The organism is Methylobacterium durans, assembly GCF_003173715.1.
Lineage (GTDB): Bacteria > Pseudomonadota > Alphaproteobacteria > Rhizobiales > Beijerinckiaceae > Methylobacterium > Methylobacterium durans.
This window is the reverse complement of sequence record NZ_CP029550.1, coordinates 2,687,283-2,712,170: the sequence shown is the minus strand read 5'-3', so window position 1 is coordinate 2,712,170 and position 24,888 is coordinate 2,687,283. Positions and strand designations below refer to the sequence as shown.

Sequence of the window (24,888 nt, the reverse complement as noted above, 5' to 3'; positions counted from 1 at the left end):
GGGCTCGCGCTCTGAATGGGTGGGCTGTGAGACGCCGCGATTACAGGTCCAGCACGAGCCGGCCCGGATCCTCCAGGGCCTCCTTGACCCGCACGAGGAAGGTCACGGCCTCCTTCCCGTCCACGATGCGGTGGTCGTAGGACAGGGCGAGGTACATCATCGGCCGCGCCTCGATCTTGCCGGCGCGGACCACCGGGCGCTCCTCGATGCGATGCATGCCGAGGATGCCCGATTGCGGCGCGTTGAGGATCGGCGTCGACATCAGCGAGCCGTAGATGCCGCCGTTGGTGATCGTGAAGGTGCCGCCCTGCATCTCGTCGATCGACAGCTTGCCCTCGCGGGCCTTCTTGCCGAAGCCGGCGATCTTCTTCTCGATGCCGGCGATGGACAGATCGTCCGCGTCGCGCACCACCGGCACGACGAGGCCCTTGTCCGTGCCGACCGCGATGCCGACGTGGTAGTAGTTCTTGTAGACGATGTCCTGCCCGTCGATCTCGGCGTTGACGGCCGGCACGTCCTTGAGCGCGCCGATCACCGCCTTCGTGAAGAAGCCCATGAAGCCGAGCTTCGTGCCGTGCTTCTTCTCGAAAATGTCCTTGTACTGGGCGCGCATCGCCATGACGGCGGACATGTCGACGTCGTTGAACGTCGTCAGCATCGCGGCCGTGTCCTGCGCGTCCTTGAGGCGGCGCGCGATGGTCTGGCGCAGCTTCGTCATGCGCACGCGCTCCTCGCGCGCGGCGTCGTCCGGTGCGGACGGCGCCCGCGGCAGGGTGGGCCGCGCCTCCTTGGCGGGGGCCGGCTGGGCGGGGCCCTTGGCCATCGCCGCCAGCATGTCGCCCTTCGTCACCCGGCCGTCCTTGCCGCTGCCGTTGATGCTCGACGGATCGACGCCCGATTCGCGGGCGAGCTTCGCCACGGCCGGGCCGTGGTCGCTGCCCTGGCGGGCGCCGGCCGGCGCCGCGTCGCCGTGGTTGCCGTAGGCCGCGGCCGATTCCCGGGCGGGTGCGTCCTCGGCGCCCCGCTTCGGAGCCTCGCTGCGGCTCTCGGCCTTGGTCTCGGTCTTCGCAGCCGGCTTCTCGGGCGCCTTGGAGCCGCCCGCGCCGGCCTCCACGATCGAGCCGAGGAGCGCGCCGGGCTCCACCGTCTCGCCGTCCTGGACCAGGATCTCGCCGAGCTCGCCCGCGGCCGGGGCGTTGACCTCGAGCGTCACCTTGTCGGTCTCCAGCTCGACGAGGGGCTCGTCGGCCGCCACCGTATCGCCGGGCTTCTTGAACCAGCGGCCGATCGTGGCCTCGCTCACGGATTCGCCGAGCGTCGGGACGAGGATGTCGGTTGCCATGCTCTCTATGCCCCCGCTGCGGGGACCTCCTCTGACTAGTGCGCGGCCGGGCTCAATGGGGCCGCAGGATCAACGACGGAACGGCCGAGACGGCGTAGGTGAACCCGGCTGCCGCGAGGATGACCGGGTCGCCCTCCCCGAGGGCGCGCGCGGCGTCCTCGTCCTCCGCCTCGACGAGGGCGAGGCCCCAGGCGCCCGAAGCCTCGAAGACCGGCCCGACCGCGAGGGCGGCGCCGGCCTCGGCCCGCTCCAACCAGTAGGCCGCGTGCTCGTGGAACAGCGCCTTCTCGCCTTCCGTCGCGTCGAACGGGAAGGTCGGCCGAGGCGGCGTCAGGCGGAGCAGGAAGTAGGCCATCGTCCGCTCAGACCGCCAGCGCCTCGTTGAGGAAGGCCTGGAGCTGCGCCTGATGCTTCGACATCTGGCCCACCGCCGTCGAGGCGGAGGCCGGGCGGCCGACGTAGCGGACCCGCTTCACCGAGGCGCCGGCCTGGCCGAGCACCCACTCGAGGTAGGGCTCGACGAAGCTCCAAGAGCCCATGTTCTTGGGCTCCTCCTGGCACCAGACCACCTCCGCGTTGCGGAAGCGGCTCATCTCCGTGGCGAGGGCCTTGAGGGGGAACGGGTAGAGCTGCTCGACGCGCATCAGGTAGACATCGCTGACGCCGCGCTTCTCGCGCTCCTCGTAGAGGTCGTAGTAGACCTTGCCCGAACAGAGCACGACGCGCCGCACCTTGTCGTCCTTGACGAGCTTGATGCCGCCCTCCTCGTGCTCCGCGTCGTCCCACAGGATGCGGTGGAAGGTCGAATCCTCCGAGATCGCGTCGAGGCTCGAGACCGCCCGCTTGTGGCGCAGGAGCGATTTCGGGGTCATCAGCACGAGCGGCTTGCGGAAGTCGCGCTTCAACTGGCGACGCAGGATGTGGAAGTAGTTCGAGGGCGTGGTGACGTTGGCGACCTGCATGTTGTCCTCGGCGCACATCTGCAGGTAGCGCTCAAGGCGCGCGGAGGAGTGCTCCGGGCCCTGCCCCTCGTAGCCGTGCGGCAGCAGCATCACGAGGCCGGACATGCGCAGCCACTTGCGCTCGCCGCTCGAGATGAACTGGTCGACGACGACCTGCGCGCCGTTGGCGAAGTCGCCGAACTGCGCCTCCCACAGGACGAGGGCGTTCGGCTCGGCGAGCGAGTAGCCGTACTCGAAGCCGAGCACCGCCTCCTCGGAGAGCATCGAGTTGATGACCTCCAGGTGCGCCTGCCCCTCGCGGACGGAATTTAGCGGCGTGTAGCGCTGCTCGTTCTCCTGGTCGACCACGACGGCGTGGCGCTGCGAGAAGGTGCCGCGCTCGACGTCCTGGCCGGAAAGACGGACCCGGTGGCCTTCGAGGAGGAGAGAGCCGAAGGCCAGCGCCTCGGCGGTCGCCCAATCGATGCCCTGCCCCGTCTCCACCGCCTTGGCGCGGTTGTCGAGGAAGCGCTGGATGGTCCGGTGCAGGTGGAAGCCGGGGGGCGCCTGCGTGATCTTCTGGCCGATCTCGCGGAGCGTCTCGGCGGGCACGCCGGTGCGCCCGCGGCGCGGATCGTCCACGTCCTCGCGCACGGCCTTGAAGCCGGACCAGCGGCCGTCGAGCCAATCCGCCTTGTTGGCCTTGTAGTTGCCGGCGACGTCCAGTTCGCTGTCGAGCATGCCCCGGAACTCGGCCTTGCGGGCGTCGAGGGCCTCCTGCGTGACGGCGCCCGATTCGACGAGCTTGCGGCCGTAGGTCTCCAGCACCGTCGGATGCTTGCGGATCCGCTGGTACATCTTCGGCTGCGTGAAGGCGGGCTCGTCGCCCTCGTTGTGGCCGAAGCGCCGGTAGCAGAGCATGTCCACCACGACGGGCTTGCCGAATTTCTGCCGGTACTCGGTGGCGACCTTGGCCGCGAAGGTCACGGCCTCCGGGTCGTCGCCGTTGCAGTGGAAGATCGGCGCCTCGACCATCTTCGCCACGTCGGACGGATAGGGCGAGGAGCGCGAGAAGCGCGGGTCGGTCGTGAAGCCGATCTGGTTGTTGATGATGAAGTGGACGGAGCCGCCGGTGCGGTGGCCCTTCAGGCCCGACAGGCCGAAGCACTCCGCCACCACGCCCTGGCCCGCGAAGGCCGCGTCGCCGTGGATGAGGAGTGGCAGCACCTTCTTGCGGTCGACATTGGGCTTGGCCAACTGATCCTGCTTGGCGCGCACCTTACCCAGCACCACCGGATCGACGATCTCGAGATGCGAGGGGTTGGCGGTGAGCGAGAGGTGGACGTCGTTGCCGTCGAAGTTGCGGTCGGACGAGGCGCCGAGATGGTATTTCACGTCGCCCGAGCCCTCGACCTCGGCCGGCGAGGACGAACCGCCCTTGAACTCGTTGAAGACCGCCCGGAAGGGCTTGGCCATCACGTTGGTCAGCACGTTGAGGCGGCCGCGATGGGCCATGCCCAGCACGATCTCCTCGACGCCGAGGGCGCCACCGCGCTTGATGATCTGCTCCAACGCCGGGACCATCGATTCCGAGCCGTCGAGGCCGAAGCGCTTGGTGCCGGTGTACTTGAGGTCGAGGAACTTCTCGAAGCCCTCCGCCTCGATCAGCTTGTTGAGGATCGCGCGGCGCCCTTCCGGCGTGAACGAGATCTCCTTGTCCTTGCCCTCGATGCGCTCCTGGATCCAAGCCTTCTCGGCCGGGTCGGAGATGTGCATGAACTCGACGCCGAGCGTCTGGCAATAGGTGCGCTCCAGGATCTTCACGATCTCGCGGATGGTCGAGAACTCGAGACCGAGCACGTTGTCGAGGAAGATCGGGCGGTCCCAGTCCGGCTCCTGGAAACCGTAATGCTGCGGGTGCAGCTCCTCGTGGTCGCCGCGCGGGGCGAGACCGAGGGGATCGAGCTTGGCGTGGAGATGGCCGCGCATGCGGTAGGCGCGGATCAGCATGATCGCGCGGACCGAATCCTTGGTCGCCTGCTCGACCGAGACGCCGGTCTTGGCGACGATGGCGGCGCCGGCGGCCCCCTTCTCCTTGCCGGCGTCGCGCGCGACGATCTTGTCGCCGATCGCCTTCTCCAGGGCGCCCCAGTTCCCGTCGAGGGCGGAGACGATCTCGCCGTTGAGCGGCACCGGCCAGTTCGGCTTCTCCCAGGATGCGCCGGCGGCGTTCTTCTCGACGAGGGTCCCATCCTCGCCGAGGGAGCGGAAGAAGTCCTGCCACTCGGGATCGACCGAGCTCGGGTCGCGCGCGAAGGCCGCCTGCAATTCCTCGATATAGGCGGCGTTGCCGCCGTAGAGGAACGAGGTTTCGAGGAGCGCTTCGTTGACGTCCTGACGTGCCATCGTCCGTCCATCCCAGAGTTGCGCGGAGGATTCCTGGGGCCGCTCGCGCGGCCGGCTCCGCCTTGAACCGTCTTCGGACCGCGTCCCGGGCTATCGGCCGGAGCGCGTCTGCCGCTCATATGGGTACGCGGCGGCTGCGGCAGCCGCAGGGCAGCTGCCGGCGGGCCTCATCCCTTGAGGGTATCGACGAGGGTTGATCCGAGGCGGGCGGGCGAGGGCGAGACCCGGATGCCCGCCGCCTCCATCGCCGCGATCTTGTCCTCGGCGCCCCCCTTGCCCCCCGAGATGATCGCCCCCGCGTGACCCATCCGCCGCCCCGGCGGCGCCGTCCGCCCCGCGATGAACCCCACCGTCGGCTTCCGGCGGCCCCGCCGCGCCTCGTCCGCCAGGAACTGCGCCGCCTCCTCCTCCGCAGAGCCCCCGATCTCCCCGATCATCACGATCGACTCCGTCTTCGGATCCGCCAGGAACAGCTCCAGGACGTCGATGAACTCCGTCCCCTTGACCGGGTCCCCCCGATCCCAACCGCCGTCGTCTGGCCAAGACCCGCCGTCGTCGTCTGGAACACCGCCTCGTAGGTCAGCGTGCCCGACCGCGACACGATCCCCACGCTGCCCGGACGGAAGATGTTGGCCGGCATGATCCCGATCTTGCTCTCCCCCGCCGTCACGATCCCGGGGCAGTTCGGGCCCACAAGCCGCGACTTCGAGCCCACCAGCGCCCGCTTCACCCGCACCATGTCGAGGACCGGGATCCCCTCCGTGATGCACACGATCAACGGCACCTCCGCCGCCACCGCCTCCAGGATCGCGTCCGCCGCTCCCGGCGGCGGCACGTAGACCACGCTCGCCTCCGCCCCCGTGGCTTCCCGCGCCTCCGCCACCGTGTCGAACACCGGCAGCCCCAGATGCGTCGCCCCGCCTTTGCCCGGGCTCGTGCCCCCCACCATCTTGGTGCCGTAGGCGATCGCCTGCTCCGAGTGGAAGGTGCCGTTCTTGCCCGTGAAGCCCTGGCAGATCACCCGGGTGTTGGCATCGATCATCACCGACATGTCAGGCTCCCTTCACCGCGGCCACGATCTTCTGCGCGGCATCGTCCAGATCGTCGGCCGGGATCACGTTGAGCCCCGAGCCCCGGATGATCGCCTTGCCCTCCTCCACGTTCGTGCCCTCCAGCCGCACCACCAGCGGCACCGACAGCCCCACCGTCTTCACCGCCGCGATCACCCCGCGCGCGATCACGTCGCACTTCATGATCCCGCCGAAGATGTTGACCAGAATCCCCTTCACGTTCGGATCGGCCGTGATGATCTGGAAGGCCGCCGTCACCTTCTCCTCGCTGGCGCCCCCGCCCACATCCAGGAAGTTGGCCGGCTCCTCGCCGTAGAGCTTGATGATGTCGAGCGTGGCCATGGCCAGCCCCGCCCCGTTGACCATGCAGCCGATCGTGCCATCCAGCGCGATGTAGGCGAGATCGTGCTTGGAGGCCTCGATCTCCTTGGCGTCCTCCTCGGTCTCGTCGCGAAGGCCCACGATGTCGGGATGGCGGTAGAGCGCGTTGCCGTCGAAGGCGATCTTGGCGTCCAGGCACTTGAGCTCGCCCGTGGCGGTCAGCACCAGCGGGTTGATCTCGAGCAGGCTCATGTCCTTCTCGACAAACGCCCGGTAGAGATTGGCGCTCAGCGCCTCGGCCTGCTTGGCCTGGGCCCCCGACAGGCCGAGGGCGCGCGCCACCGCGCGGCCGTGATGGGGCTGGATGCCGGTGGCCGGATCGACCGGGATGGTGTGGATCTTCTCCGGGCTGTCGTGGGCAACCGCCTCGATGTCCATGCCGCCCTCGGTCGAGACCACGAAGGCGACGCCGCCCGTGGCCCGGTCGACCAGCATCGAGAGGTAGAACTCGGCCGCGATCTGGGCGCCCTCCTCGATGTAGAGGCGGTTGACCTGCTTGCCGGCCGGCCCGGTCTGCACGGTGACCAGGGTCTGGCCCAGCATCTCGCGGGCGTTCTGGACGACCTCCTCGGCCGACTTGGAGACGCGCACGCCGCCCTTGGCGCCCGGCGCCGCGCCCTGGAAGCTGCCCTTGCCGCGCCCGCCCGCGTGGATCTGGCTCTTGACCACCCAGACCGGACCGCCAAGCTCGCGCGCCGCGCCCTCCGCCTCCGATGCGTCGAAGATCGCAACACCCCGCGAGACCGGAACCCCGAACTCCCGCAAAACCCCCTTCGCCTGATACTCGTGTATGTTCATGGCAGCCTCGTCCGGGGGTGCGAGCAGCGGAAGGGGAGGCGGGCGGACGGCCTCCGGCCTCCCGCCCGAAACGCTCAGGCGAGCGAGGCGTTGATGCCCTTGCAGGCCTCGATCAGGCCCTTCACCGAGGCGATCGACTTGTCGAACATCGCCTTCTCGTCCCCGTTGAACGTGACCTCGAGAACGCGCTCGACGCCGTCCGCCCCGATCACGATCGGCACGCCGATGAACAGGCCGTCGATGCCGTACTGACCGGACAGGTAGGCAGCGCAGGGCAGGACGCGCTTCTTGTCGCGCAGGTAGCTCTCCGCCATCGCGATGGCCGAGGCCGCGGGCGCGTAGAAGGCCGAGCCGGTCTTGAGGAGGTTGACGATCTCGCCGCCCCCTTCCGGGTCCGCTCGACCATGGCGTCGAGCTTCTCCTGCGTCGTCCAGCCGAGCTTGACGAGGTCGGTCAGCGGCACGCCGGCCACCGTCGAGTAGCGCACCAGCGGGACCATGTCGTCGCCGTGGCCGCCGAGCACGAAGGCGGTGACGTCCTCCACCGAGACCTTGAACTCGTCGGCGAGGAAGTGGCGGAAGCGCGCGGAATCGAGAACGCCCGCCATGCCGACGATCTTGTTGGTCGGCAGCCCCGAGAATTTCTGGAGCGCCCAGACCATCGCGTCGAGCGGGTTGGTGATGCAGATGACGAAGGCGTTCGGCGCGTATTGCTTGATGCCGGCGCCGACCGCTTCCATCACCTTGAGGTTGATCCCGATGAGGTCGTCGCGGCTCATGCCGGGCTTGCGCGGCACGCCCGCCGTCACGATCACGACATCGGCGCCCTCGATCGCCGAATAGTCGCTGGCGCCCGAGAACTTGGCGTCGAAGCCGTCGACGGGGGCGGATTCTGCGATGTCCAGCCCTTTGCCCTGAGGCACGCCGTCCGCGATGTCGAACAGGACGACGTCGCCGAGTTCCTTCAGGCCGGCCAGATGCGCGAGGGTTCCGCCGATCTGCCCGGCGCCGATGAGCGCGATCTTGCTACGTGCCATGGAAAAGAAACCTCCGCTGCCAGAATGATGCCTGCCGACGGCCCTGTTCGATCGAGCCGCGGGATCTGCGTCGAAGCGCGCGCCTGTCACGGTCGCTGGCGTGGCTGGGTGTGTGGCGGAAAAGCCCCCCTGCTTCAACCCGACCGAAAGTCGGGCAAGCACGCTTCGGGCCAGAGAGAGGATCCCGGTTTCAAACCGGTCTGCCGCGAAACCTCAGCGGGACGAAGGCTTTAGGCTGGCCACGCGGTCCGGCTGGCCGCCGGGAGCACGAAGTGACAGATATTAAATCCTGTCACTTCGCCTACAAAATGCCCGCGCGCAGGACGCGCTGGATCGCGTGGATCACGGCGCCGAGCCGGGCCTCGACAAGATCGCGGGGCACGTCCGAGTCGTGCTGGATCGCGAGGGGATGGGTGAAGCGGTAGCTCGCGTCGAAGATGTAGGCGATGGCCCGCTCGCGGTCCCGGGCCGAGAAGGCGCCGGTCGCCATGCCCTCCTCGACGATCCGCTCCACGAGGCTGCGCAGCCGGACCCGGTGACGCCGTGCGATCGGGCGCGCCTCGACGGTCGCGTCGAGATGCACCGCGAACAGGTTGGGCTCGTCGACGAGGGCATCCCGCTGCACCGCCGAGAGGGCGCCGAGCAGCCGTTCGATCTTGTCGTCGGCGGGATCGGGCCCATCGGCGATACCGGCGAGGCGGGTCTCGACGTCGCGCAGCCAGCGCCCGGCCACGGCGTCGAGGAGCGCGTCCTTCGACGGGAAGTAGCGGTAGACGTTCGCATGGGTCATGCCGGCTTCGGCGGCCACCGCGACGACGGTGACGCGCTTCGGGCCGAGGCGGGCGAGGTGCTCCGTCGCGATGGCGAGCAGCCGAACGTCCGCAGAGACCGGCGTCGGGCGTGCGCGCGCCGCCGGACCCGTCAGGCGGGCCGTCGATCGACCGGGCATGCGGACAGGGCCGTGGGCCTCCTCGACCGCGACTGGCTCAAGCCTGTCTTCGCGGACGGTCTCGGTCCGTTCGGGTTCGTCGGCGCGTTCCGGCTGTACGAAAGGGAGAGGAAGGCGGGAGGGGGAGAGATGATACGGCGAGACAGACCCCCATCTGACCAACGGAAGCGCGCCACTGCACGCTTCTGACGACGTGTGCGCAGCCCCGCCGGGGCCGTGAGCGATGGAGCGTTTCAAAGCTCCACCGCTGTCATATGTTCAGTTTTGTTTGAGATGGCAATAAATTTTTCTTGAATGGTTCGGATCAGAACCGATTCTTCCACGCTCTCAGGGCCACGAACACCGCGGCCGGGTCGGCCCCGGGGCTGAGATCGACCGCACGGGCGAGCGCCGACTCGGTGCTGCGCAGGAAAGGATTCGTAGCCCGCTCGATGCCGAGCGTCGAGGGGATGAGGAAGCGGTTCTCCCGGCTCGCGCGCTCGGCCTCCTCGGCACGCGCTTTCAAGTTTTCGTTATCGGGCTCCGCGGCCAGGGCGAAGCGGGCGTTCGACAGGACGTAATCGTGGCCGCTGAAGACTTCCGTCCCATCGGGCAGGGCGAGAAAGCGGGTCAGCGAGTGCCACAGGGTCTCGGGCGGGCTCTCCATCACCCGGCCGCAGCCGAGGGTGAACAGGGTGTCGCCCGCGAAGACGATCCCGGCATCACGGAACCAGTAGGTGACGTGGTCGGCGCAGTGCCCCGGCGTCTCCCAGACCTGCCCCGCGAGGTCGCCGACCCGCACCGTGTCGCCCTCGGAGACGGCGACGTCGACCTCCGGCACCGCGCCGCCCGCCTTGGCGGGCGCCGTGACCCGGGCGCCCGTCGCCCGCTTCACCTCGGGAATGCCCTCGATGTGGTCGGCGTGGCGGTGCGTGACGAGGATGTCGGTCAGGCGCCAGCCCGTCTCGTCGAGGACCTTCAGCACCGGAGCGGCCTCGGGCACGTCGATCGCCGCGCAGGCCCCCGTGGCGGGGTCGCGCATCAGCACGCCGATATTGTCGCTGCGGCAGAGGAAGGTGCGGATCTCGGGCTTCGGGGCGGCCATGGCGGATCTCCTCGTCTGCCGACTCAATCCCGCGGAGAACCTGGGCCGGCGCGGCGAGTTCCGGGCCGACCCGCTTGCCGCGGGCGCTCGGCAACCCCATTGAAGCATTTGGAGCCATTCGGCGAGGGGTCCGGGCGGAGCAATCCCGTGCCGCCTCCCGACGCCGACGTATCGTAACCCGCCGCCCATGCGTCTCGACGTCACCGACCTGCGTGCCTTCTACGCGTCGCCCCTCGGGGGCGTGACGCACCGGATCGTGGGCCGGGCCATCCACGGATTCCTCGGCTCGGTCTCCGGCCTGCGCGTCCTCGGGCTCGGCTACGCGACGCCCTATCTCGGCCCCGTCCACTGTATCGCCGAGCGCACCCTCGCCTTCATGCCGGCGACGCAGGGCGTGGTGAACTGGCCGGGTTCCGGCCGTTCCTGCTCGGCGCTTGCCGACCCGACCATGATGCCGCTGCCCGAGGCGGCGGTGGACCGCGTGATCCTCGTGCACGCCCTCGAATCCGTCGAGAGCCCGACCGAGCTGCTGCAGGAAGTCTGGCGCACCCTGACCCCGGGGCCGGATGATTCTGGTGGTGCCGAACCGCCGAGGGGTCTGGGCGCGGCGGGAGGCAACGCCCTTCGGCCACGGCCAGCCCTACAGCCGCTCACAGCTCGGCCGCCTGATGCGCGACACGCTGTTCTCACCGGAGGGATGGGCCGAGGCCCTCTATATGCCTCCCGTGCGCGGGCGCCTGATCCTGCAGACGGCCGGCGCCTGGGAGCGGTTCGGCACGGCGCTGTCCCTGCCCTTCGCGGGGCTGCACGTGGTCGACGCCACGAAGCAGCTCTACCGCCCCGTCGCCGTGCGGCAGGTGCGCCGCGCCGCCCGCCTCGCGCCCGCCCGCGTGCTGGTGCCGGCCCCCTCCCCCGGCTGAGGGCCCGTTTTCAGGGCGTGCGCGCCTTAGCGGCGATCCGCTCCAGCCATCGGACGAGGCGGGCCCGGTTCCCGCCGAGATCGTGCAGCGCGACCTGGCTGCGGGAATAGAGGGCGAGCGTCGATCGCTCCTCCCCGGCGCCGATAATCGCCACGTTGATCGTGTCCGGCAGGCGCAGCCAGAACGAGCGGGTGACGTAGCGGTCCTCCTCCGCCCAGCGGGCCTGGAAGACGGGCTCTGTGCCGGGCATCTCCGTGGCCACCTCGGCGACGATGGCGCGCAACCGCTCGCCCGAGACCGGCAGCAGCGGCGGGACGAGATCGGGAACGGCGTTGCGGCAGTGTTCCGGCGGGCAGGCGAGCGCATCGATGGGGAGCCGCGCGCGCCGCAGCGTCGGAAAATCGACCGCCCCCAGGTCGGGCGGGCCGAGGAGCAGCCAGACCTCCTCGATGCCGCCGGGCTCCGCACCTCGCGCGACGAGGAGGAGGAGGCCCATCGCGGCGCAGCCGAGGCCGGCGAGCATCAGGCCGATCAGGATCCTGCCGATTTCCGTCCTCCTCCCGCGGGTCTCCCTCGCCGTCGAGACGCGGCGCGGCGGGCCTCCCGAGGAAAGCCCGCCCCTGCCGACCGATTGCTTCAGGCCGTTCGTCAGATCGTCGGCAGCGTGGCGAAGGTGCCGTAGAGGAGCGCGTGGCCCACATAATAGAGGGCGAGGAAGCTCGCCAGCGCCGCGCCGTAATAGGCGGGGGCCAGCACGACGTCCCGGCGGGTCGCCGCGGTGCGGGCGTCGTCGGCGGCGATGCCGAGCAGCACCACGATGATGCCGGAATGGCCCACCGCGTCGATCTTGCCGAACTCGAAGACCGCCGAGATGAAGATGGCGGCCAGCAGGATGGCGGCGACGCGGCGCACGAGGGGCGTCCAGATCAGCGCGAAGGCGAGGGTGAACTCGATGACGCCCGCGGCCTTCATGAAGAGCTCCGGGCTTGCCCCGAGCGTCATGGCGGGCTTGGCCGCGAGGAGCGGCGCGGTCCAATCCGGGTAAGCCCACTTCTCCACGGAGGCCCACATCAGGGTCACCGCGGCGGTGACGCGCACCACGTCGATCGGACGGATGCCGAACGGCGTCCGGTCGAGCCCGGTGAGCGCCAGGTAGGCGGCGATGCCGAGGAAGACCGGGTAGTCGGCGAGATGAAACGCACCGTAGGTCCAAGTCGCGAGGCCGAACAGGAACACGATGCCCAGCGCCGCGACGGGCAGCGTCCGCTTCCAGATCAGCATCGCGGCGATGCCGAGTTGCAGCCAGGAGACCCAGGCGGCGTCGGTCTTCAGTTCGGGCGTGAGGATGATGCCGCCGAGGTTCCACAGGGACACGAAGAAGAAGCCGCAGACGACCCGCACGAGGAGCCCGGTATCCGTCCGCAGCCGTGTCGTCACCCGGTCTAGGGCGTTGAGCAGCGCGGTGCCGAGGGGCGTGCCTTCCATGAGGCAGCCGCCCATCAGGCAGAGGAGCGCGATGGCGACCAGCCACTCGAAATTGGGGCAGAGGACGTTCTGCAGCCCCTCGGGCTGCCCGGCGACGTTGAAGGCGCAGAACCACTTCACGTGGGCCTGTGCCTGCGCCGTGCCAAGCACGCCGAGCGGCAGCGCGACGATCGCTGCCAGGCCGGAGTGAAGCAAACTCTTCCTGAAATGAGACATCGGCGCCTCGGCAGCGGAGAATTGATGAAGGCTGTCCGAGACAGTTAACTTGTGATTGAGGGATCGTGCCAACGATTTGTTAACAAAGCTTACCGAAAGGTTAACGCTGTGAGTCGCGTGCAGAACGGGGGCGGCGCTTCGTCTTGACGATGTTTGGAGCGCGACCGCGTTGCGCGCGCGTTCAGGCCATGCCCGCACGCAGGGGCACGGGCGCCAGGGCGCGATCCCGGATCAGGGGCGCGGCGTGTCCGGGGTGAGGTCGGCCAGCGCCGGCACCCGGCCGGGCTCCGACGAGAGCGTCCTGAGGAAGGCGACGAGGTCGGCCTTCTCCGACGGGGCGAGGCCGAGGGGCCGGATGTCCGGAGAGCGGCTCGGCCGCTCGATGCCGCCGCGGTCATAGAGATCGATGACCGCCTCGAGCGTCGGCACCGCCCCATTGTGCATGTAGGGCGCCCGCCGCGAGACCTCGCGCAGTCCCGGCGTCTTGAAGGCGTAGCGCAGGGCCGGCGAACCCGGGAAGAAGCGGCCGCGGCCGATATCCGTACCGGTCGCGGTGCCGATGTCGTGGAAGGAGCCGTCGCTGAACGACCAGCCACTGTGGCAGGCCGCACAGCGGGCCTTGCCGTTGAAGAGGTCGAAGCCGCGCTTGGCCGCCGCCTCGATCGCCCCCTCGTCCCCTGCGATCCAGCGGTCGAAGGGCGCGGGCCGCGAGACGATGAGGCGCTCGAACGTGGCGAGCGCGGCCTCGACCCGCTCCTTCGTCACGGCGGGATCGGGGAAGGCCTCGGCGAAGGCGCGGGCGTAACCCTCGTCCTCCGACAGCCGGCGGAGGGCCTCCGCGGTCGGGAGGTTCATGTTCGCGGGCCCGTTGATCGGGAAGAAGCTCACGGATTCGAGGGTCCGGAACTTCCCGTCCCAGCCGAGGCGCTCCTGCCAGGCGAGGTTGAGCAGGCTCGGCGTGCGCAGGTCCATGTCGCCGGCGTTGAGGTCGGCCGCCCGCGCCCGGCCGTCGGCCCAGCCGAGATTCGGGACGTGACAACTCGCGCAGGACCGGTCGCGGTCGCCGGACAGGATCGGGTCGAAGAACAGGCGCCGGCCGAGTTCGGCCTTCGCCTCGGTATAGGGATTGGATTCGGGAAAGGGGATCGCCGCCGGGGCGCGATAGTCGCGGCGCCAGATCCCGCGCTGCGTCGCATCCTGCCGTGCGGGTGCATGCTCGGAGGCGGGACCGACCGCGGCCGAGTTCGATACCCAGAGCAGCACGAGGAGCGACGCCAGCGCGCCGCCGACCTTCCACGCCATGACCGACCTCTCCTCCGCCCTCTACGACGCAACCCGTTGAGGAACGGTGAACGGATAGTTGCGGCCACGCGCGGACGCCCGTTTCCGGATCGTATCCGGCCGCGGAGGATCAGCGTGGATCGAGGGCGGCCCGGGTGAGGGCGTCGGCCCCGATGTCGTCGGTGCCTTCGAGCCCGAGTGCCTCGATGAGGCGCAGGCGAGCGCGGCTGACCCGGCTCTTGACGGTGCCGACCGCGACGCCGCAGATCTCCGCGGCCTCCTCGTAGGTGAAATTCTGCGCGCCCACGAGGACCAGCGCCTCGCGCTGCGCGAAGGGCAGCAGGTTGAGGGCGGCCTGGAATTCCCGCATCTCGACGCGGACCTCCTGCTCGGGCAGGCTCGTCAGGCGTCCGGCGAGAACGCCGTCGGCATCCTCCACCTCGCGCTTGCGCTTGCGCTGCTCGGAATAGAACAGGTTGCGCAGGATGGTGAACAGCCACGCGGTGAGGTTCGTGCCGCGGCGAAAGGTGTCGGCCTTGGTCCAGGCGCGCACGAGGGTGTCCTGGACGAGGTCGTCGCTGCGGTCGAGATCGTAGGTGAGCGAGAAGGCGAAGGCCCGGAGCGCGGGAATCGCACCGAGCAGGAGATCGCGCATCTCGGCATCGGCCCCGCTCGGCGTGCCGACAGGCGTCGCGGTCTGCATCATCGCGAAGGCTCCTCAGGCTCGAGAGACGCGGCGAGATCCGCGAGCAAAGTCTCGAAGCGCTCCGGCAGCGGCTGGGAGAGCACCTCGGCGTAGAGCGCCCGCAGGTTCTGGCCGATGCGCCGCCGTGCGGCGGGATCGAGACGGTTCCGGCGCTTCCGCGCAGCCGTTGCCGGGCTCGGCTCCGGCCATGACTGTCTGTCGTCCGGTTCGCGTGTCATCACCGCCCTGCGCGTGGATGCGACAGCGCCGGCCCGTCTCGTCCGTCGCCGTGCCGGCCGTCGTGAGACGGGCCTGCACCGGACGGACGCGAGGCGATCACCGTCGTGTCACCGCGGTGCTATCGAGACGGGATTTAACGGGTTCTGAAAAATGCATTCATCGGATCTTCAGCCGATCATCACGGCTTGAAGACCGGCGGACATCAGAGAACCTGAGCCGAATACCGCCGCCCTGTGAGCAGAGCTTGACGATGGCGACCTTGTGAACTGCCGCGCTTGAACCGAGTCTGAATGCGCGTGACGCCGCAGCGGAACGAAAGATTTTGCGGATCGGTCGGCGCGGGCCGGGTGTGGTGCCAGTGGAGAGGATCGAACTCCCGAGGAAACGACCACACGCCAGCTATTACAATGACTTACGAGCAACCCGGAGCCGCATTGTGTGAGACTCGCGTGTGACCGTCAAGCCGTGAGGTGAACGATAGCGTGGCGAAGGCTTACGGCACCGTGACCCTAACAACCATGAGAGACGCCTAGGAGCGAATCTGGGTGATATGAGCCTGCTTGCTACCGCGCTCAGCCATCAGTGTCGGTAAACCTGCGCTACGCCGCCGAGTTGTTCCTAGCGCCCGTGTCGCGATTGGCGGAGCTATCGGAGACGACGCCGACGGCATATCGTCCTTTGAGGAATAGCAAGGTGGCCTGACTTATTTGATATTTCTGGCGCATCTAGCCGATAGTGTTTCTATTGCTGCTTTCAGATCTACCTCGATTTGCGAAACGATATGCTTTTCATCTCGGCTGCTGCCAAAATTAATTTCAATGTACTTCGATAGCACGGTTGTGGGCGTAATATCCTGCTGCTTTGAGAGGAAGCTCATAAATTCCTCCTCCTTCTGCTCCCTAGTAGTCTTCTGACTATCAAATAGACGCTCAACTTCATCAATATCGTCCGAGCTGACCGAGCATATCGCTGCCTTCGCTGGTGAGGCGACTAGAACGACTGTGAGGAAGATCAAACCTCGCGTGGACATGGCTCGAAACCGAACGCAACTGACCTACGGCAGATCTGGTGATGGCAAATCCTGATTGGATTAATGTCGCCGACCCGCTGCCGGATCCCGGGGCTATGGTGAGGGTGCGGTCACGTTCCTGAAGAACCTACGGCATTCGAGGTCACAGCCATCAGCTCGCCTCCCTCTCAGCCAGCCTTGACCGTAGGAACCGAATCAGATTGTTCGCTCTTTGTTCTCACAGAGGGTCGGGCCATGGCTGACGCAACGAAGAAGCGCACTCCGGGTGACGTGGCAGCTATCGCGGTGGCCTACCTCGCCAAGAGCCGGGGTGATGCTGTCAGGGCTCTCCATGATGCCATCTCCGACGCCTTGGATGACCTCAGTGAGGTCGACGAACGGGAGAAGGCCAAGGATCGCCTGATTAGCCACGGTTACGTCCGCGCTTGGCTGCACCTGACCCGGCAATGAGCATCCCGGAGCGGCTGAGCCGGTATCCGTATGTGGTGGTCCGCTTTGACCGCATCTTCTGCCCTTGGAGAAAGGGGCGTTACCGGCTTGCACGATTGGCTGAACGGTTCGGGGCTGAGGCGACGCTTGATCATGTGCGGGATGAGATCAGCCGGAAGTGACAAGTCTGGTACACGGACCTGGTAACCGGTAGGCCACACGATGTTCCACGTGAGGAATAGATGGACCTGCGCCAGCTTAGTCTTAGTAGTTAGGCATTAATCACATGCCGTGATTGCATCGCCTCGGCTCATGCGAGATTGCGCTCAAGGCAACCGTACGTTATATGCTATTGATCTGAGGTTTTACTAGATTCATGATCGCGAATGAGCACGCAGTAGAACCTCGCTAAAAGAGGTCCCCACGATCGTCTGTCCTTGAGTCGGCCTGCAGCAGCGCTGAAGGGGAAGTGACGTCGATGAGTCAGAGAGGCCATATCGGAGTAATCCTGATTGCGGCATTGAGCTTTGTGCTGGCTTCTACGCAAGTGAAAGCACAATCTTGCCGATGGGCGGGGACGGCGCCATTCTGTGCCGGTGAATGTGGCTCGGACGAGCAGGAAGTATCTCGGCTCGACGCTATACCTAGCCATTGGATCTATCCATTCGTAAATGTGAATCCTCCATTCGGCGCGGGCTGCGCGACGGGCACAAAGGCTCTGTGCTGCAAAGTTCCTGGAGGATCATCTACGCGAAGTTGCCGCTGGGATGGGACGGCTCCTTTCTGCGCTGGCTCCTGTAACACTGACGAGAGTCGGGCGACTCCTCCTGAAGGTTCATCAAGTGGTGCAGGTTGCTGGACAGGATCGAAAGTTTACTGCTGTAAGAGTGCAGGCACGGTTCGGCAGCCGCTTACAGGTGCACGAGATTGCTCTTATGGGCCAGATACATGCGTACAAGGCTTGATCTGGCGCGAAGCCAATCCAAATGATCATGTATGTGTGACACCTGACGTTCGTGACCAAGCACAAAAGGACAACTCTCAGGCTGCGGCGCGGCGTAGTCCTACAGGCGGCCCCTCTGGTCCAGACGCCTGCATCCAAGGATTCGTTTGGCGGGAGGCATTCCCAGGCGACCACGTCTGCGTTCTTCCTGAAATCAGATCGGGAGCCGCGCTAGACAATGGCTGGGCCGATGTTCGGAAGGCCTGTCCTTAAGCCACAAGTCCTTCTGCCTAGCATCCCCGAATAGGCCGGCCGTGGGCGACACGAGATTCGGCCGTTCCTCGGGCTCTCCCGGATTAGACGCTGAGTCTTGCTTTGGTGCCGCTGGTGGTCGCGCCTAGGTGAAGGCAGAGCGTAGGCGACGAGGAATGAAGGCCAACGGCTGTTTGATCAGCCGCGGGTACGTCCGCGTTTGGCTGCACCTAACTCAACGCTGAGTGGCAGGCTCAAGCGGCTGAACCAGTACCCGTATCCCGTTTGAATGATGGTGCGCTGCCAGAACATGGGATGGCAGGCCTTGTTGAGCGTTTGGGCTTCCGATGGAACAAGTGGGCCCTTGCCTAGGGTTGGTTCCTCATGAGAGCCAGCATGAACGTAGACAGGCCGGACGAACGTTTCGCAGCCTTAGAGAGCTACATACAAGTTTTCGAAGACCCTATGTATGTGTTTGGCACCTGGATCGAAGAACACGATGATGATGGCCACGAGGTCACTAGGCACTTCGAACCTAGTGCAACTGCAGATGCCTTTGTTCATACATGTTACGCCCTTGGATGGATCCTCCCGGACTTCCCGTGGGCAGAGTGGACGCAATCGGACGAATGGCGCTCGCTGCGGGACGACCCTACAACCCTTGCCCGGGCGACGACACGCCAGATTGCGCAAGTGTTGACGGTGCTGGTCCGTCTAAATCGTTCCAGCGAGGGCGCCCTAGCAGAGGCGTTCAACAGCGGGCTTCTCACCATGATCGTGCGGCGAGTGAGGGAAATCCGGTTGGAAGAAACTTAGCTTGGCTAAAAGCCGCTAACTCACAAGGCAGCGGTTCCCAAAGCATCAAGCCAGCGCCTGATTTACATGATCAGAACGGAATGCGAGGCGATGAGTAACCGTTCGGCTGGCACCACGCCGGTGTGAGCGCGGCGTGCTAATCTGCTCTGATGGCGGTCGACGAGCAGCGCATTGACGAGGCGGTGCTCGCCCTTCTGTGGCTGACGCTCCACGACGAGCGTCGAGCTTGGAAGGGCTTCGACTGGACCGTGCTTAGACGTCTTCACGCCAAAGGGCTGATTGCGGATCCGGTCGGACGCGCCAAGTCGGTAGTGCTGACTGACGAGGGGCTGCGTCAATCCGAGGCGCTGTTCCGGACCCTGTTCACGCGGCCCGACTGATGTGAGAACCGGAGCGTTCTCAGGCCACAGCTTGGAGGGTGGGTGTGCTCGGGTAGCCCCAGGGCAGAAGCTCGTCGAGGCGCCGCTGCGGATGGCCTTGGACGATGCGGATGATGACGTCGGCCAGGTAGGCTTGCGGCTCGACGCCGTTGAGCTTGCAGGTTTCGATCAGCGAGGCGATCACCGCCCAGTGCTCGCCGCCACCGTCGGATCCAGCGAAGAGCGCATTCTTCCGTGTCAGAGCCAACGGACGGATGGCCCGCTCCACCACGTTCGAGTCGATCTCGACCCGGCCGTTCTCAAGGAAGAGCGACAGGCCGGCCCAGCGGCCGAGCGCGTAGCGGATGGCTTCAGCGAGTTTGCTCTTCTGGCTGACCAGCGCGAGCTTTTCCCGCAGCCAAGGCTCCAAGGCCTCGATCACAGGGCGGCTGCGCTCTTGGCGCGCTGCGCGCCGCTCCTCGGCCGAGCGGCCGCGGATCTCGGCCTCGATCCGATACAGCCCCGCAATACGGGCCAGCATCTCTGACGCGATGGGCGCCGGGCCGGCTTGTGCCAGCTCGTAGAAGCGGCGGCGGACATGAGCCCAGCAGTAGGCCAGTTGCACCGGACCGCGCTCGGCCAGAACCTTGTAGCCCGCGTAGCCGTCCACCTGCAGCACACCTTCGAACCCGGACAGATGCGCCGCCGGTCGCTCGGCCATGCGGTCGGGCGCGTAGAGGTAGACGACACCGGGCGGGTCGGTGCCGCCCCAGGGTCGATCATCCCGAGCATAAGCCCAGAGCTGGCCTGTCTTGGTGCGCCCGCGCCCTGGGTCGAGCACCGGCGCGGTGGTCTCGTCGGCAAACAGCTTGCCCGAGGCTTTCAGATGCTCCAGCAGCCGCGCGTGCACCGGCCGCAGCAGGAAGGCGGCGCGTCCGACCCAGTCCGCGAGGGTGGAGCGGTCGAGGCTGATCCCCTGACGCGCATAGATCTGTGCCTGACGGTAGAGCGGTAGGTGGTCGGCGTATTTCGAGACCAGCACCTGCGCAACGAGGGCGTCGGTGGGCAGCCCGCCCTCGATCAGCCGTGCCGGTGCCGGGGCTTGCACGACGACCTCCTCGCAGGCCCGGCAGGCATATTTCGGCCGGCGGATCACCAGCACCCGGAACTGAGCTGGCACGATGTCGAGGCGCTCGGACACATCCTCGCCCATCCAGTGCAGCGAGCCTGAGCAGCACGGGCAAGTTGTGCTCGCGATGTCGATGAGCCTCTCGATCCGCGGAAGGTGGCCGGGCAGTGCGCCTCGGTTTGTGCGCCGCTTGGCAATCCGTGCCGCCTTCACGGTCGGCGCCGTTTCCTCGCCGCCGGCGTGATCGGCGGCCTCGACCTGCTCGGCCTCCTCCAGCGCCAGCAGCAACTGGTCCTCGGGCCAGCTCTCGGCACGGCGTCCAAAGCGATGACGCTGCAGCTCCCGAATGATCTGCCGCAGCCGCTCACTCTCGGCGCGTGCCTCCAGCAGCATCGCCTTGAGGGTCTCAGGGTCATCCGGCAGGGGCTGCGTGGTCGCGCTCACGGAGCAGATTAGATCATACCGATCAGCGGCTTGCAGCCAGTTTGATGAGGTCTGGCGTTCTTTTCTGCTCAGCTTGCGACGAGCGGAACCGGCACCGCCCGCGGTTCGTGCACGCGTTTCCAGTCCAGTCCTTCGAGTAAAGCGGAGAGCTGCGCCGCGCTCAGCCGCATCACGCCGTCCTGCACCTTCGGCCAGCGGAACTCACCCTGCTCCAGCCGCTTGGCCACCAGCACCACGCCAGTACCATCCCAGAAGAGCAGCTTCACGCGGTCGCCGCGTTTGGAGCGGAACACGTAGACGGCCCCGAGAACGGATCGGCATCCATCGCCTCCCGCACCAAGCCAGCAAGCCCGTCCATGCCCTTGCGGAAGTCGACCGGCTTTGTGGCGACCATCACCCGTACCGCACCGGTCGGGCCGATCACGAGCCAGCCTTCAACGCGCGGATCACGGCTGTGATCGCATCGGGCTGCGCGCCGGCGCCGATGCGCACTACTGCGCCGCCGATCTCCACCTCGATGCCATGCCTCGGCAGCGAGCGACACGCTGGCTCGTGGGGTGGAACCGCCATGCGCGGCTCCTGCGGGATCGGTTCGACCACGGCCGGCACGAACAGAGGCGAAGGGGCAGCGGCCCGACGCGCCTGTCGGGCCAAGCGGCGCCAGGTGAACAGGTGTTGCGGCGAGAGACCGTGCCGGCGGGCCACCTCGGAGACCACCGCTCCCGGTCTCAACGCCTCCTGCAGGATGCGGTCCTTCGCCTCGTCCGACCAGCGTCGCCGGCCCGTGACCCCGGTGAAGAGTTCCAGTCGCCGTACGGTTCGCGGCTCAAGCATATGGTCGAGCATAGACACAAAACGATCTCCTCGGAGATCATCCTCGCCCCACATCGCAGCTGCCGGAAGGTGTGCTTCGAACACCGCTTACGGCGATGACGAGTTCTTGGCAATCTATCGACACTGCCCCAACAGAGGAAGGCACCAAGGCTTTGCTATTCGACGGTCGGGACCAGTTCGTGGGTGTTCTCACGCATTACAGCCGCAAGGGGCAATGGCGGCTATGGACGGGCGAAACGACGGTGCCCTGGGATGGTCCAAACCCGACACACTGGATGCCGCTGGCCGAACCACCGGAAGGGATTGAGCCGGTCGATGTAAGCCCTGAATCTGGCACCGCAGCCGCAGTTTGACCCTGCGACCCACCAGTGAAGACGCTCGAAGTGATGTGGCGGGTACTCAGAAGCAGTGTGTCAGTGAAACAACGGCAGGCTTCCAGCCAACATCGCGAGTCCGGCGATGAGAAGAGTTCCAGAAATGCTCTCTAGGCGCGACCCTTGTGCGGAACACCGCAGCGAGGCGTAAGCCGCACTTGCGGACAGCGTAAGCAACGCAGCGACGATCAGTGGCGCAAAATTCATAACGGCCCCCATCAAGGATGGGTTTACACTTCTCTAGAGGCTAAGCCAGGGGTGCAGCGCGGTTATCCCAAGGCATGTCGTGCACTAATCCAAGTTAATCGGTGCCACCAGATGCCAATCGCAACTACCTAGGGTTCTGTGGGGTGGGAACCAGCGAGTCCCTGAGTGCTGACGGTCTACTGGAAGCCTCGCCGGTAGATGGAGGTAGAAGACCCTGGCTTTGCTCCTGGCGATCAGAAGGGCATGCCACAAAGAAATAGCCCCGCCTCTGCGCCCGTTAAGACGAAGAAGCGAGGCTATCCCCGCACGTCGAGAAGTTAACATCCATCAGAGCCACACGAGACCATGCCACTAGCACTCGTGTATCGGTCAATCCTGGTGTAGCAGCAGGGTTCCTGAGGCATCCAGATAAGATTCTACCATTAATCTGCATCAAGGCTCCCATGGCTAAGCCTAAACGAGACTTGTGCTTGAGAGTGGCTGAGTCTGAGCGCTCTCCTGGTGTTGGCTAAGACAGCGACTCGGTTTGTCAGAGTTCGTACCGGGTCAGTGCCTCGTACGAGAGCGGACTCGCTCTATGAAACAAGTCTGGTTGAAGGTAGAAGAAGAATCGTTGCTGGAGGCGGCGTAGCCATATGTACTATCCATATTCGCCCATCATCCTCCTGGGTGCGCTTCTTCCTTTTCAGTTTGCGGTCGCGTATTTTCTAGCTTGGGTTGCCAACTAGCAGCAGCGAGTAAAGGGCAGCAAGCCGACCTGCTTGCTTCACCTCAGCAGCCTCGCTCGTGCAGCCGTAGTTCTGCCTCGGGGCTACTCAGGCATCCGAAACCACTCCGTTGCCGCCAGTGACGCCGCCCTGGTGATCAGCAGGCGCTTCCTTGGCGCTGCTCCGTGCTTGGCCGTCAGTAGTTAGCTTTCCCGGGTATGACCCCGCGGACGCCACCTCTGGGCTGCTCAACGTCACCACGGCGCCTCGGGATCAAGTGAATGTGCGCGTGAGGCACCGTCTGCCCGGCATCGTCGCCGCAGTTCATGCCGATGTTGAACCCGGTTACGGCTGGATCTGCGCTTCGTATTTGTGACCTCGCCTCATCCAGCAGCAGGTTCATCGCTCGCCGCTCAGGCTCATAAAGATCGAAGAAGGTCGCCGCATGCCGACGCGGGATGACCAAGGTGTGCAGTGGAGTGACAGGGTAGAGGTCGCGGAAAGCAACGGCGAGGCTGTTCTCAGCTACGAGTTCTCGTCCCGTGGTGTCACAGAAAGGGCAGCTGGCCTCTCGGGCGTCACTCTCGGCTCGGACAGCCCTGAAGTCGGTTGCGTCTTTGGCTCCCTTGTTCCCGTTGCACTGGTAGCAGAGGGCTTGGAGGTTGGCTCGGTCATCGCTCCCACCATGTCGCCTCGGAATGATGTGATCGACGTGCAAGAAGCGTTCGTCGGCGGGGACGCCACAAAGCTCACAGCGGTACCCAGCCCCCTTCAGCACCTCGTAGCGGTCATTGCCTGAGATGAAGCCGAGAGCGGCTTGCCGGTGAGCGTAGAGCCGTTTGCCGCGCTTCTCGACGTAAGCTGCTACTGCATCATCACAGAGCCGTAGGAGTTGCGCCTTTTCCTCCTCGGATAGCGCGAGAGCATCCGGGATCAGCCGAAAGCCACTACCCTCCCGCTCCACCAGCCCGTGGGCAGCCAGCACCCGTCCGGGCATCCGCTTCACGATCTCGGAGTAGTAGTCGATCTGGCTCTCGTCTCGCTCAAGGAAGGCCGAGGCGACCGTCCGTGTTGATGCCCAACCACCTCCCTCAAGAAGCGCCTTCAGCATCAGGGGTTGGTAGATGTGCGACATCCTCATCTGCTCGGTGATGAAGCGGCGCAGCTCGTGGAAGGGCGAGGTCATACAAGCCTTACAGCCTGACCCCGGAGAAAAGGGGAAGAGCGCAAGCGAAGGTGTGCCGGTACTCTCCCCATGTTTGGCCTGAGCGGCACCCCCGGGAAGTGCGCTCGTACAGCCGGGGTTCTGCCTTAGGGCTACTCAGGCACTAATGACGGCTCCGTCGCCGCTGCTGAGGCTGCCCTGGTGCTCAGGTTCGATCCTACGGCTGGATAGCTTCTCGGCCCTGCGTCTCTCCTTCAACGGGTAAGGCTCGTAGCTTCCCAGGGTCGGCCCATCTCGGCCATTCTCGACCACAGTCAGTTTTGCCGCTGAGCCGAGGGTGGACCGGAGTGAGTCATGGGCTGACCCTTGGTGCCTCATGGTCAGGCTGGTGTTTGGATCGTAGCCCCTTGAGAGCAGTTCTCGGGCTCCGTCGAAGAACGGGATGCGAGAGGTGGTCAGGAGGGTTTCACCGAGGTAGGCGTCATAGCGATGCCGGTGTCGGCTGGATGGGATGATAGTGATTTCGATAGACATGAGGGTTCGTTCACGGAAGCGGGGGTGAAGCCGCCTGTGTTGAAGGATCGGGATTTATTTGTTGTGGGAGATAGTTAGGTGCCCAAGAGAAGGACCGGAGAGATCCTTACGGGCTCTTATAAGGGATGGTTAGCTTGGTTGTGTTATCTTGGTATAGGTATCTATGATCCCATATGGTTTCTTGCTCTCTGTCTCATTCTCTATGTACCAAGGCTTATGCTCTACGATTGATTTTAGACCTGACTGCCTCCTGAACACATTGGCCATAACCTCCTCTGCTTCATGCCTTCTGGATCTAGGAACAAGGATGGCATCATGGAGAGGTAGAGCTATGACACCCTTCCTCCTGAGTTTGATCAGAACCTCCACCAGAACCTGACTCTCAAGATACTGGAGGTGATGGCCGATCCCTGTTTCGAAGTATGTAGATATCTCAGGGTGTTTGTCTCTCAACATCTGCACCAGCTCGGGTGCTGAGTACCGCCTAGGGAGCTGTCTGGCTGTACCCTTGGGCTTACTCTCGATGGTCTTTTCCATGAACAAGATCGCGTTCAGGAGCTTCTTGAGTCCCTTCCTGCACTCCTTCCGGTCTGGCTCATTGGCTAACTCCGGTATTGCGTAAAGATCTCCATCTGGAGGTGTCTTTCCGACTAACCCATAGAGTAACCGTGGAGCTATCTGACCGTAATCAAGCTCACTTGCTGGTTCTCCTTCGATGATGAGTCCATATCGATGCTCCTTCTTGAGACTCTGCCAGAACCCTCCGAAGAGCCGTCCACCTGAGGTGAACCTCTGTCTCGTGAAGATCCGTCTCATACCGGTCGACGGTGA

At 65.6% G+C, this 24,888-nt stretch carries 19 protein-coding genes and 4 pseudogenes; 5 read left to right on the top strand and 18 right to left on the bottom strand.

Annotation, left to right across the window (positions count from 1 at the left end):
- Positions 1-40: 40 nt before the first annotated feature.
- The 8 genes and pseudogenes from odhB to gloB form a co-directional block, all read right to left on the bottom strand.
- A complete protein-coding gene (gene odhB, locus DK389_RS12425) occupies positions 41-1,342 on the bottom strand; it encodes a 2-oxoglutarate dehydrogenase complex dihydrolipoyllysine-residue succinyltransferase (RefSeq protein WP_109889954.1) in 1,302 nt (433 codons plus the stop codon).
- Between the two features lie 52 nt (positions 1,343-1,394).
- Positions 1,395-1,697 carry a YciI family protein gene (locus DK389_RS12420; RefSeq protein WP_109889953.1) on the bottom strand — a complete coding sequence of 101 codons (303 nt, stop codon included), beginning with the start codon at positions 1,695-1,697 and terminating at the stop codon, positions 1,395-1,397.
- A 7-nt stretch (positions 1,698-1,704) separates the two neighbouring features.
- Positions 1,705-4,689 (bottom strand): 2-oxoglutarate dehydrogenase E1 component, encoded by a 2,985-nt coding sequence (locus DK389_RS12415; RefSeq protein WP_109889951.1) that lies wholly within the window; start codon positions 4,687-4,689, stop codon positions 1,705-1,707.
- A gap of 167 nt (positions 4,690-4,856) precedes the next feature.
- A pseudogene (gene sucD, locus DK389_RS12410) lies at positions 4,857-5,740 on the bottom strand (succinate--CoA ligase subunit alpha).
- A gap of 1 nt (position 5,741) precedes the next feature.
- The gene (gene sucC, locus DK389_RS12405; RefSeq protein ID WP_109889366.1) at positions 5,742-6,938 is read right to left on the bottom strand and encodes an ADP-forming succinate--CoA ligase subunit beta; all 1,197 of its coding nucleotides are present in this window, start codon (positions 6,936-6,938) and stop codon (positions 5,742-5,744) included.
- Between the two features lie 74 nt (positions 6,939-7,012).
- Positions 7,013-7,974, bottom strand: a pseudogene (gene mdh, locus DK389_RS12400) (malate dehydrogenase).
- A gap of 301 nt (positions 7,975-8,275) precedes the next feature.
- Positions 8,276-8,923: a TetR family transcriptional regulator gene (locus tag DK389_RS12395; RefSeq protein WP_109889949.1), complete on the bottom strand. Its 648-nt coding sequence runs from the start codon at positions 8,921-8,923 to the stop codon at positions 8,276-8,278.
- A 304-nt stretch (positions 8,924-9,227) separates the two neighbouring features.
- On the bottom strand, positions 9,228-10,007 hold the full coding sequence (gloB, locus tag DK389_RS12390; RefSeq protein WP_109889947.1) for a hydroxyacylglutathione hydrolase: 780 nt from the start codon (positions 10,005-10,007) through the stop codon (positions 9,228-9,230).
- A gap of 187 nt (positions 10,008-10,194) precedes the next feature.
- Between gloB and DK389_RS12385 the strand changes: the two are divergent.
- Positions 10,195-10,927: pseudogene (locus DK389_RS12385) on the top strand (methyltransferase domain-containing protein).
- Positions 10,928-10,937: 10 nt separating this feature from the next.
- On the opposite strand, the gene DK389_RS12380 reads toward DK389_RS12385, so the two are convergent.
- The 5 genes from DK389_RS12380 to DK389_RS12360 all read right to left on the bottom strand — a co-directional run bounded on the left by DK389_RS12380 (position 10,938) and on the right by DK389_RS12360 (position 14,833).
- Positions 10,938-11,450 carry a DUF1499 domain-containing protein gene (locus DK389_RS12380; protein WP_109889945.1) on the bottom strand — a complete coding sequence of 171 codons (513 nt, stop codon included), beginning with the start codon at positions 11,448-11,450 and terminating at the stop codon, positions 10,938-10,940.
- A gap of 125 nt (positions 11,451-11,575) precedes the next feature.
- Positions 11,576-12,628, bottom strand: a complete 1,053-nt coding sequence (locus tag DK389_RS12375) for a hypothetical protein (protein WP_236960829.1) — start codon at positions 12,626-12,628, stop codon at positions 11,576-11,578.
- A gap of 231 nt (positions 12,629-12,859) precedes the next feature.
- Positions 12,860-13,930, bottom strand: a complete 1,071-nt coding sequence (locus DK389_RS12370) for a cytochrome-c peroxidase (protein WP_109889943.1) — start codon at positions 13,928-13,930, stop codon at positions 12,860-12,862.
- Positions 13,931-14,039: 109 nt separating this feature from the next.
- Positions 14,040-14,615 (bottom strand): sigma-70 family RNA polymerase sigma factor, encoded by a 576-nt coding sequence (locus DK389_RS12365; protein ID WP_210206753.1) that lies wholly within the window; start codon positions 14,613-14,615, stop codon positions 14,040-14,042.
- Entirely contained in the window at positions 14,612-14,833 is a 222-nt protein-coding gene (locus tag DK389_RS12360) for a NepR family anti-sigma factor (protein WP_162560623.1), read from the bottom strand. The genes DK389_RS12365 and DK389_RS12360 overlap by 4 nt, the downstream gene beginning before the upstream one ends.
- Before the next feature lie 1,265 nt (positions 14,834-16,098).
- Here DK389_RS12360 and DK389_RS12355 point away from each other — a divergent pair.
- The 3 genes from DK389_RS12355 to DK389_RS12340 all read left to right on the top strand — a co-directional run bounded on the left by DK389_RS12355 (position 16,099) and on the right by DK389_RS12340 (position 18,684).
- The gene (locus DK389_RS12355) at positions 16,099-16,314 is read left to right on the top strand and encodes a hypothetical protein (protein ID WP_109889939.1); all 216 of its coding nucleotides are present in this window, start codon (positions 16,099-16,101) and stop codon (positions 16,312-16,314) included.
- Between the two features lie 1,570 nt (positions 16,315-17,884).
- Positions 17,885-18,304 (top strand): DUF6508 domain-containing protein, encoded by a 420-nt coding sequence (locus DK389_RS12345; RefSeq protein ID WP_109889935.1) that lies wholly within the window; start codon positions 17,885-17,887, stop codon positions 18,302-18,304.
- 149 nt (positions 18,305-18,453) lie between these two features.
- Positions 18,454-18,684 (top strand): DUF6429 family protein, encoded by a 231-nt coding sequence (locus DK389_RS12340; RefSeq protein WP_109889933.1) that lies wholly within the window; start codon positions 18,454-18,456, stop codon positions 18,682-18,684.
- A 19-nt stretch (positions 18,685-18,703) separates the two neighbouring features.
- On the opposite strand, the gene tnpC is transcribed toward DK389_RS12340, so the two are convergent.
- The 3 genes and pseudogenes from tnpC to tnpA form a co-directional block, all read right to left on the bottom strand.
- Positions 18,704-20,185: an IS66 family transposase gene (gene tnpC, locus DK389_RS12335; protein ID WP_418292057.1), complete on the bottom strand. Its 1,482-nt coding sequence runs from the start codon at positions 20,183-20,185 to the stop codon at positions 18,704-18,706.
- A gap of 119 nt (positions 20,186-20,304) precedes the next feature.
- Positions 20,305-20,660: pseudogene (tnpB, locus tag DK389_RS12330) on the bottom strand (IS66 family insertion sequence element accessory protein TnpB).
- On the bottom strand, positions 20,657-21,082 hold the full coding sequence (gene tnpA, locus DK389_RS12325) for an IS66-like element accessory protein TnpA (protein ID WP_162560622.1): 426 nt from the start codon (positions 21,080-21,082) through the stop codon (positions 20,657-20,659). Before tnpA ends, tnpB begins: the two are co-directional and overlap by 4 nt.
- Before the next feature lie 83 nt (positions 21,083-21,165).
- Between tnpA and DK389_RS35605 the strand changes: the two genes are divergently transcribed.
- The gene (locus DK389_RS35605; RefSeq protein WP_418292028.1) at positions 21,166-21,423 is read left to right on the top strand and encodes a DUF551 domain-containing protein; all 258 of its coding nucleotides are present in this window, start codon (positions 21,166-21,168) and stop codon (positions 21,421-21,423) included.
- 1,131 nt (positions 21,424-22,554) lie between these two features.
- On the opposite strand, the gene DK389_RS34190 is transcribed toward DK389_RS35605, so the two are convergent.
- Positions 22,555-23,544 (bottom strand): HIT domain-containing protein, encoded by a 990-nt coding sequence (locus DK389_RS34190; RefSeq protein WP_109889927.1) that lies wholly within the window; start codon positions 23,542-23,544, stop codon positions 22,555-22,557.
- Between the two features lie 642 nt (positions 23,545-24,186).
- Positions 24,187-24,873: a hypothetical protein gene (locus DK389_RS32310; RefSeq protein WP_162560621.1), complete on the bottom strand. Its 687-nt coding sequence runs from the start codon at positions 24,871-24,873 to the stop codon at positions 24,187-24,189.
- Between the last annotated feature and the right edge of the window lie 15 nt (positions 24,874-24,888).

Bases quoted from the DNA above. Each gene is read 5' to 3' on its own strand.
- DK389_RS35605 (WP_418292028.1), top strand. From the start codon at position 21,166: ATGACGAGTTCTTGGCAATCTATCGACACTGCCCCAACAGAGGAAGGC.
- DK389_RS12355 (WP_109889939.1), top strand. From the start codon at position 16,099: ATGGCTGACGCAACGAAGAAGCGCACTCCGGGTGACGTGGCAGCTATC.
- tnpC (WP_418292057.1), bottom strand. From the start codon at position 20,185: ATGCTGCTGGAGGCACGCGCCGAGAGTGAGCGGCTGCGGCAGATCATT.
- DK389_RS12380 (WP_109889945.1), bottom strand. From the start codon at position 11,450: ATGCTCGCCGGCCTCGGCTGCGCCGCGATGGGCCTCCTCCTCCTCGTC.
- DK389_RS12395 (WP_109889949.1), bottom strand. From the start codon at position 8,923: ATGCCCGGTCGATCGACGGCCCGCCTGACGGGTCCGGCGGCGCGCGCA.
- DK389_RS12340 (WP_109889933.1), top strand. From the start codon at position 18,454: ATGGCGGTCGACGAGCAGCGCATTGACGAGGCGGTGCTCGCCCTTCTG.
- DK389_RS32310 (WP_162560621.1), bottom strand. From the start codon at position 24,873: ATGAGACGGATCTTCACGAGACAGAGGTTCACCTCAGGTGGACGGCTC.
- DK389_RS12370 (WP_109889943.1), bottom strand. From the start codon at position 13,930: ATGGCGTGGAAGGTCGGCGGCGCGCTGGCGTCGCTCCTCGTGCTGCTC.
- DK389_RS12345 (WP_109889935.1), top strand. From the start codon at position 17,885: ATGAACGTAGACAGGCCGGACGAACGTTTCGCAGCCTTAGAGAGCTAC.
- DK389_RS12360 (WP_162560623.1), bottom strand. From the start codon at position 14,833: ATGACACGCGAACCGGACGACAGACAGTCATGGCCGGAGCCGAGCCCG.
- sucC (WP_109889366.1), bottom strand. From the start codon at position 6,938: ATGAACATACACGAGTATCAGGCGAAGGGGGTTTTGCGGGAGTTCGGG.
- DK389_RS12375 (WP_236960829.1), bottom strand. From the start codon at position 12,628: ATGTCTCATTTCAGGAAGAGTTTGCTTCACTCCGGCCTGGCAGCGATC.
- DK389_RS34190 (WP_109889927.1), bottom strand. From the start codon at position 23,544: ATGACCTCGCCCTTCCACGAGCTGCGCCGCTTCATCACCGAGCAGATG.
- gloB (WP_109889947.1), bottom strand. From the start codon at position 10,007: ATGGCCGCCCCGAAGCCCGAGATCCGCACCTTCCTCTGCCGCAGCGAC.
- DK389_RS12365 (WP_210206753.1), bottom strand. From the start codon at position 14,615: ATGATGCAGACCGCGACGCCTGTCGGCACGCCGAGCGGGGCCGATGCC.
- odhB (WP_109889954.1), bottom strand. From the start codon at position 1,342: ATGGCAACCGACATCCTCGTCCCGACGCTCGGCGAATCCGTGAGCGAG.
- tnpA (WP_162560622.1), bottom strand. From the start codon at position 21,082: ATGCTCGACCATATGCTTGAGCCGCGAACCGTACGGCGACTGGAACTC.
- DK389_RS12420 (WP_109889953.1), bottom strand. From the start codon at position 1,697: ATGGCCTACTTCCTGCTCCGCCTGACGCCGCCTCGGCCGACCTTCCCG.
- DK389_RS12415 (WP_109889951.1), bottom strand. From the start codon at position 4,689: ATGGCACGTCAGGACGTCAACGAAGCGCTCCTCGAAACCTCGTTCCTC.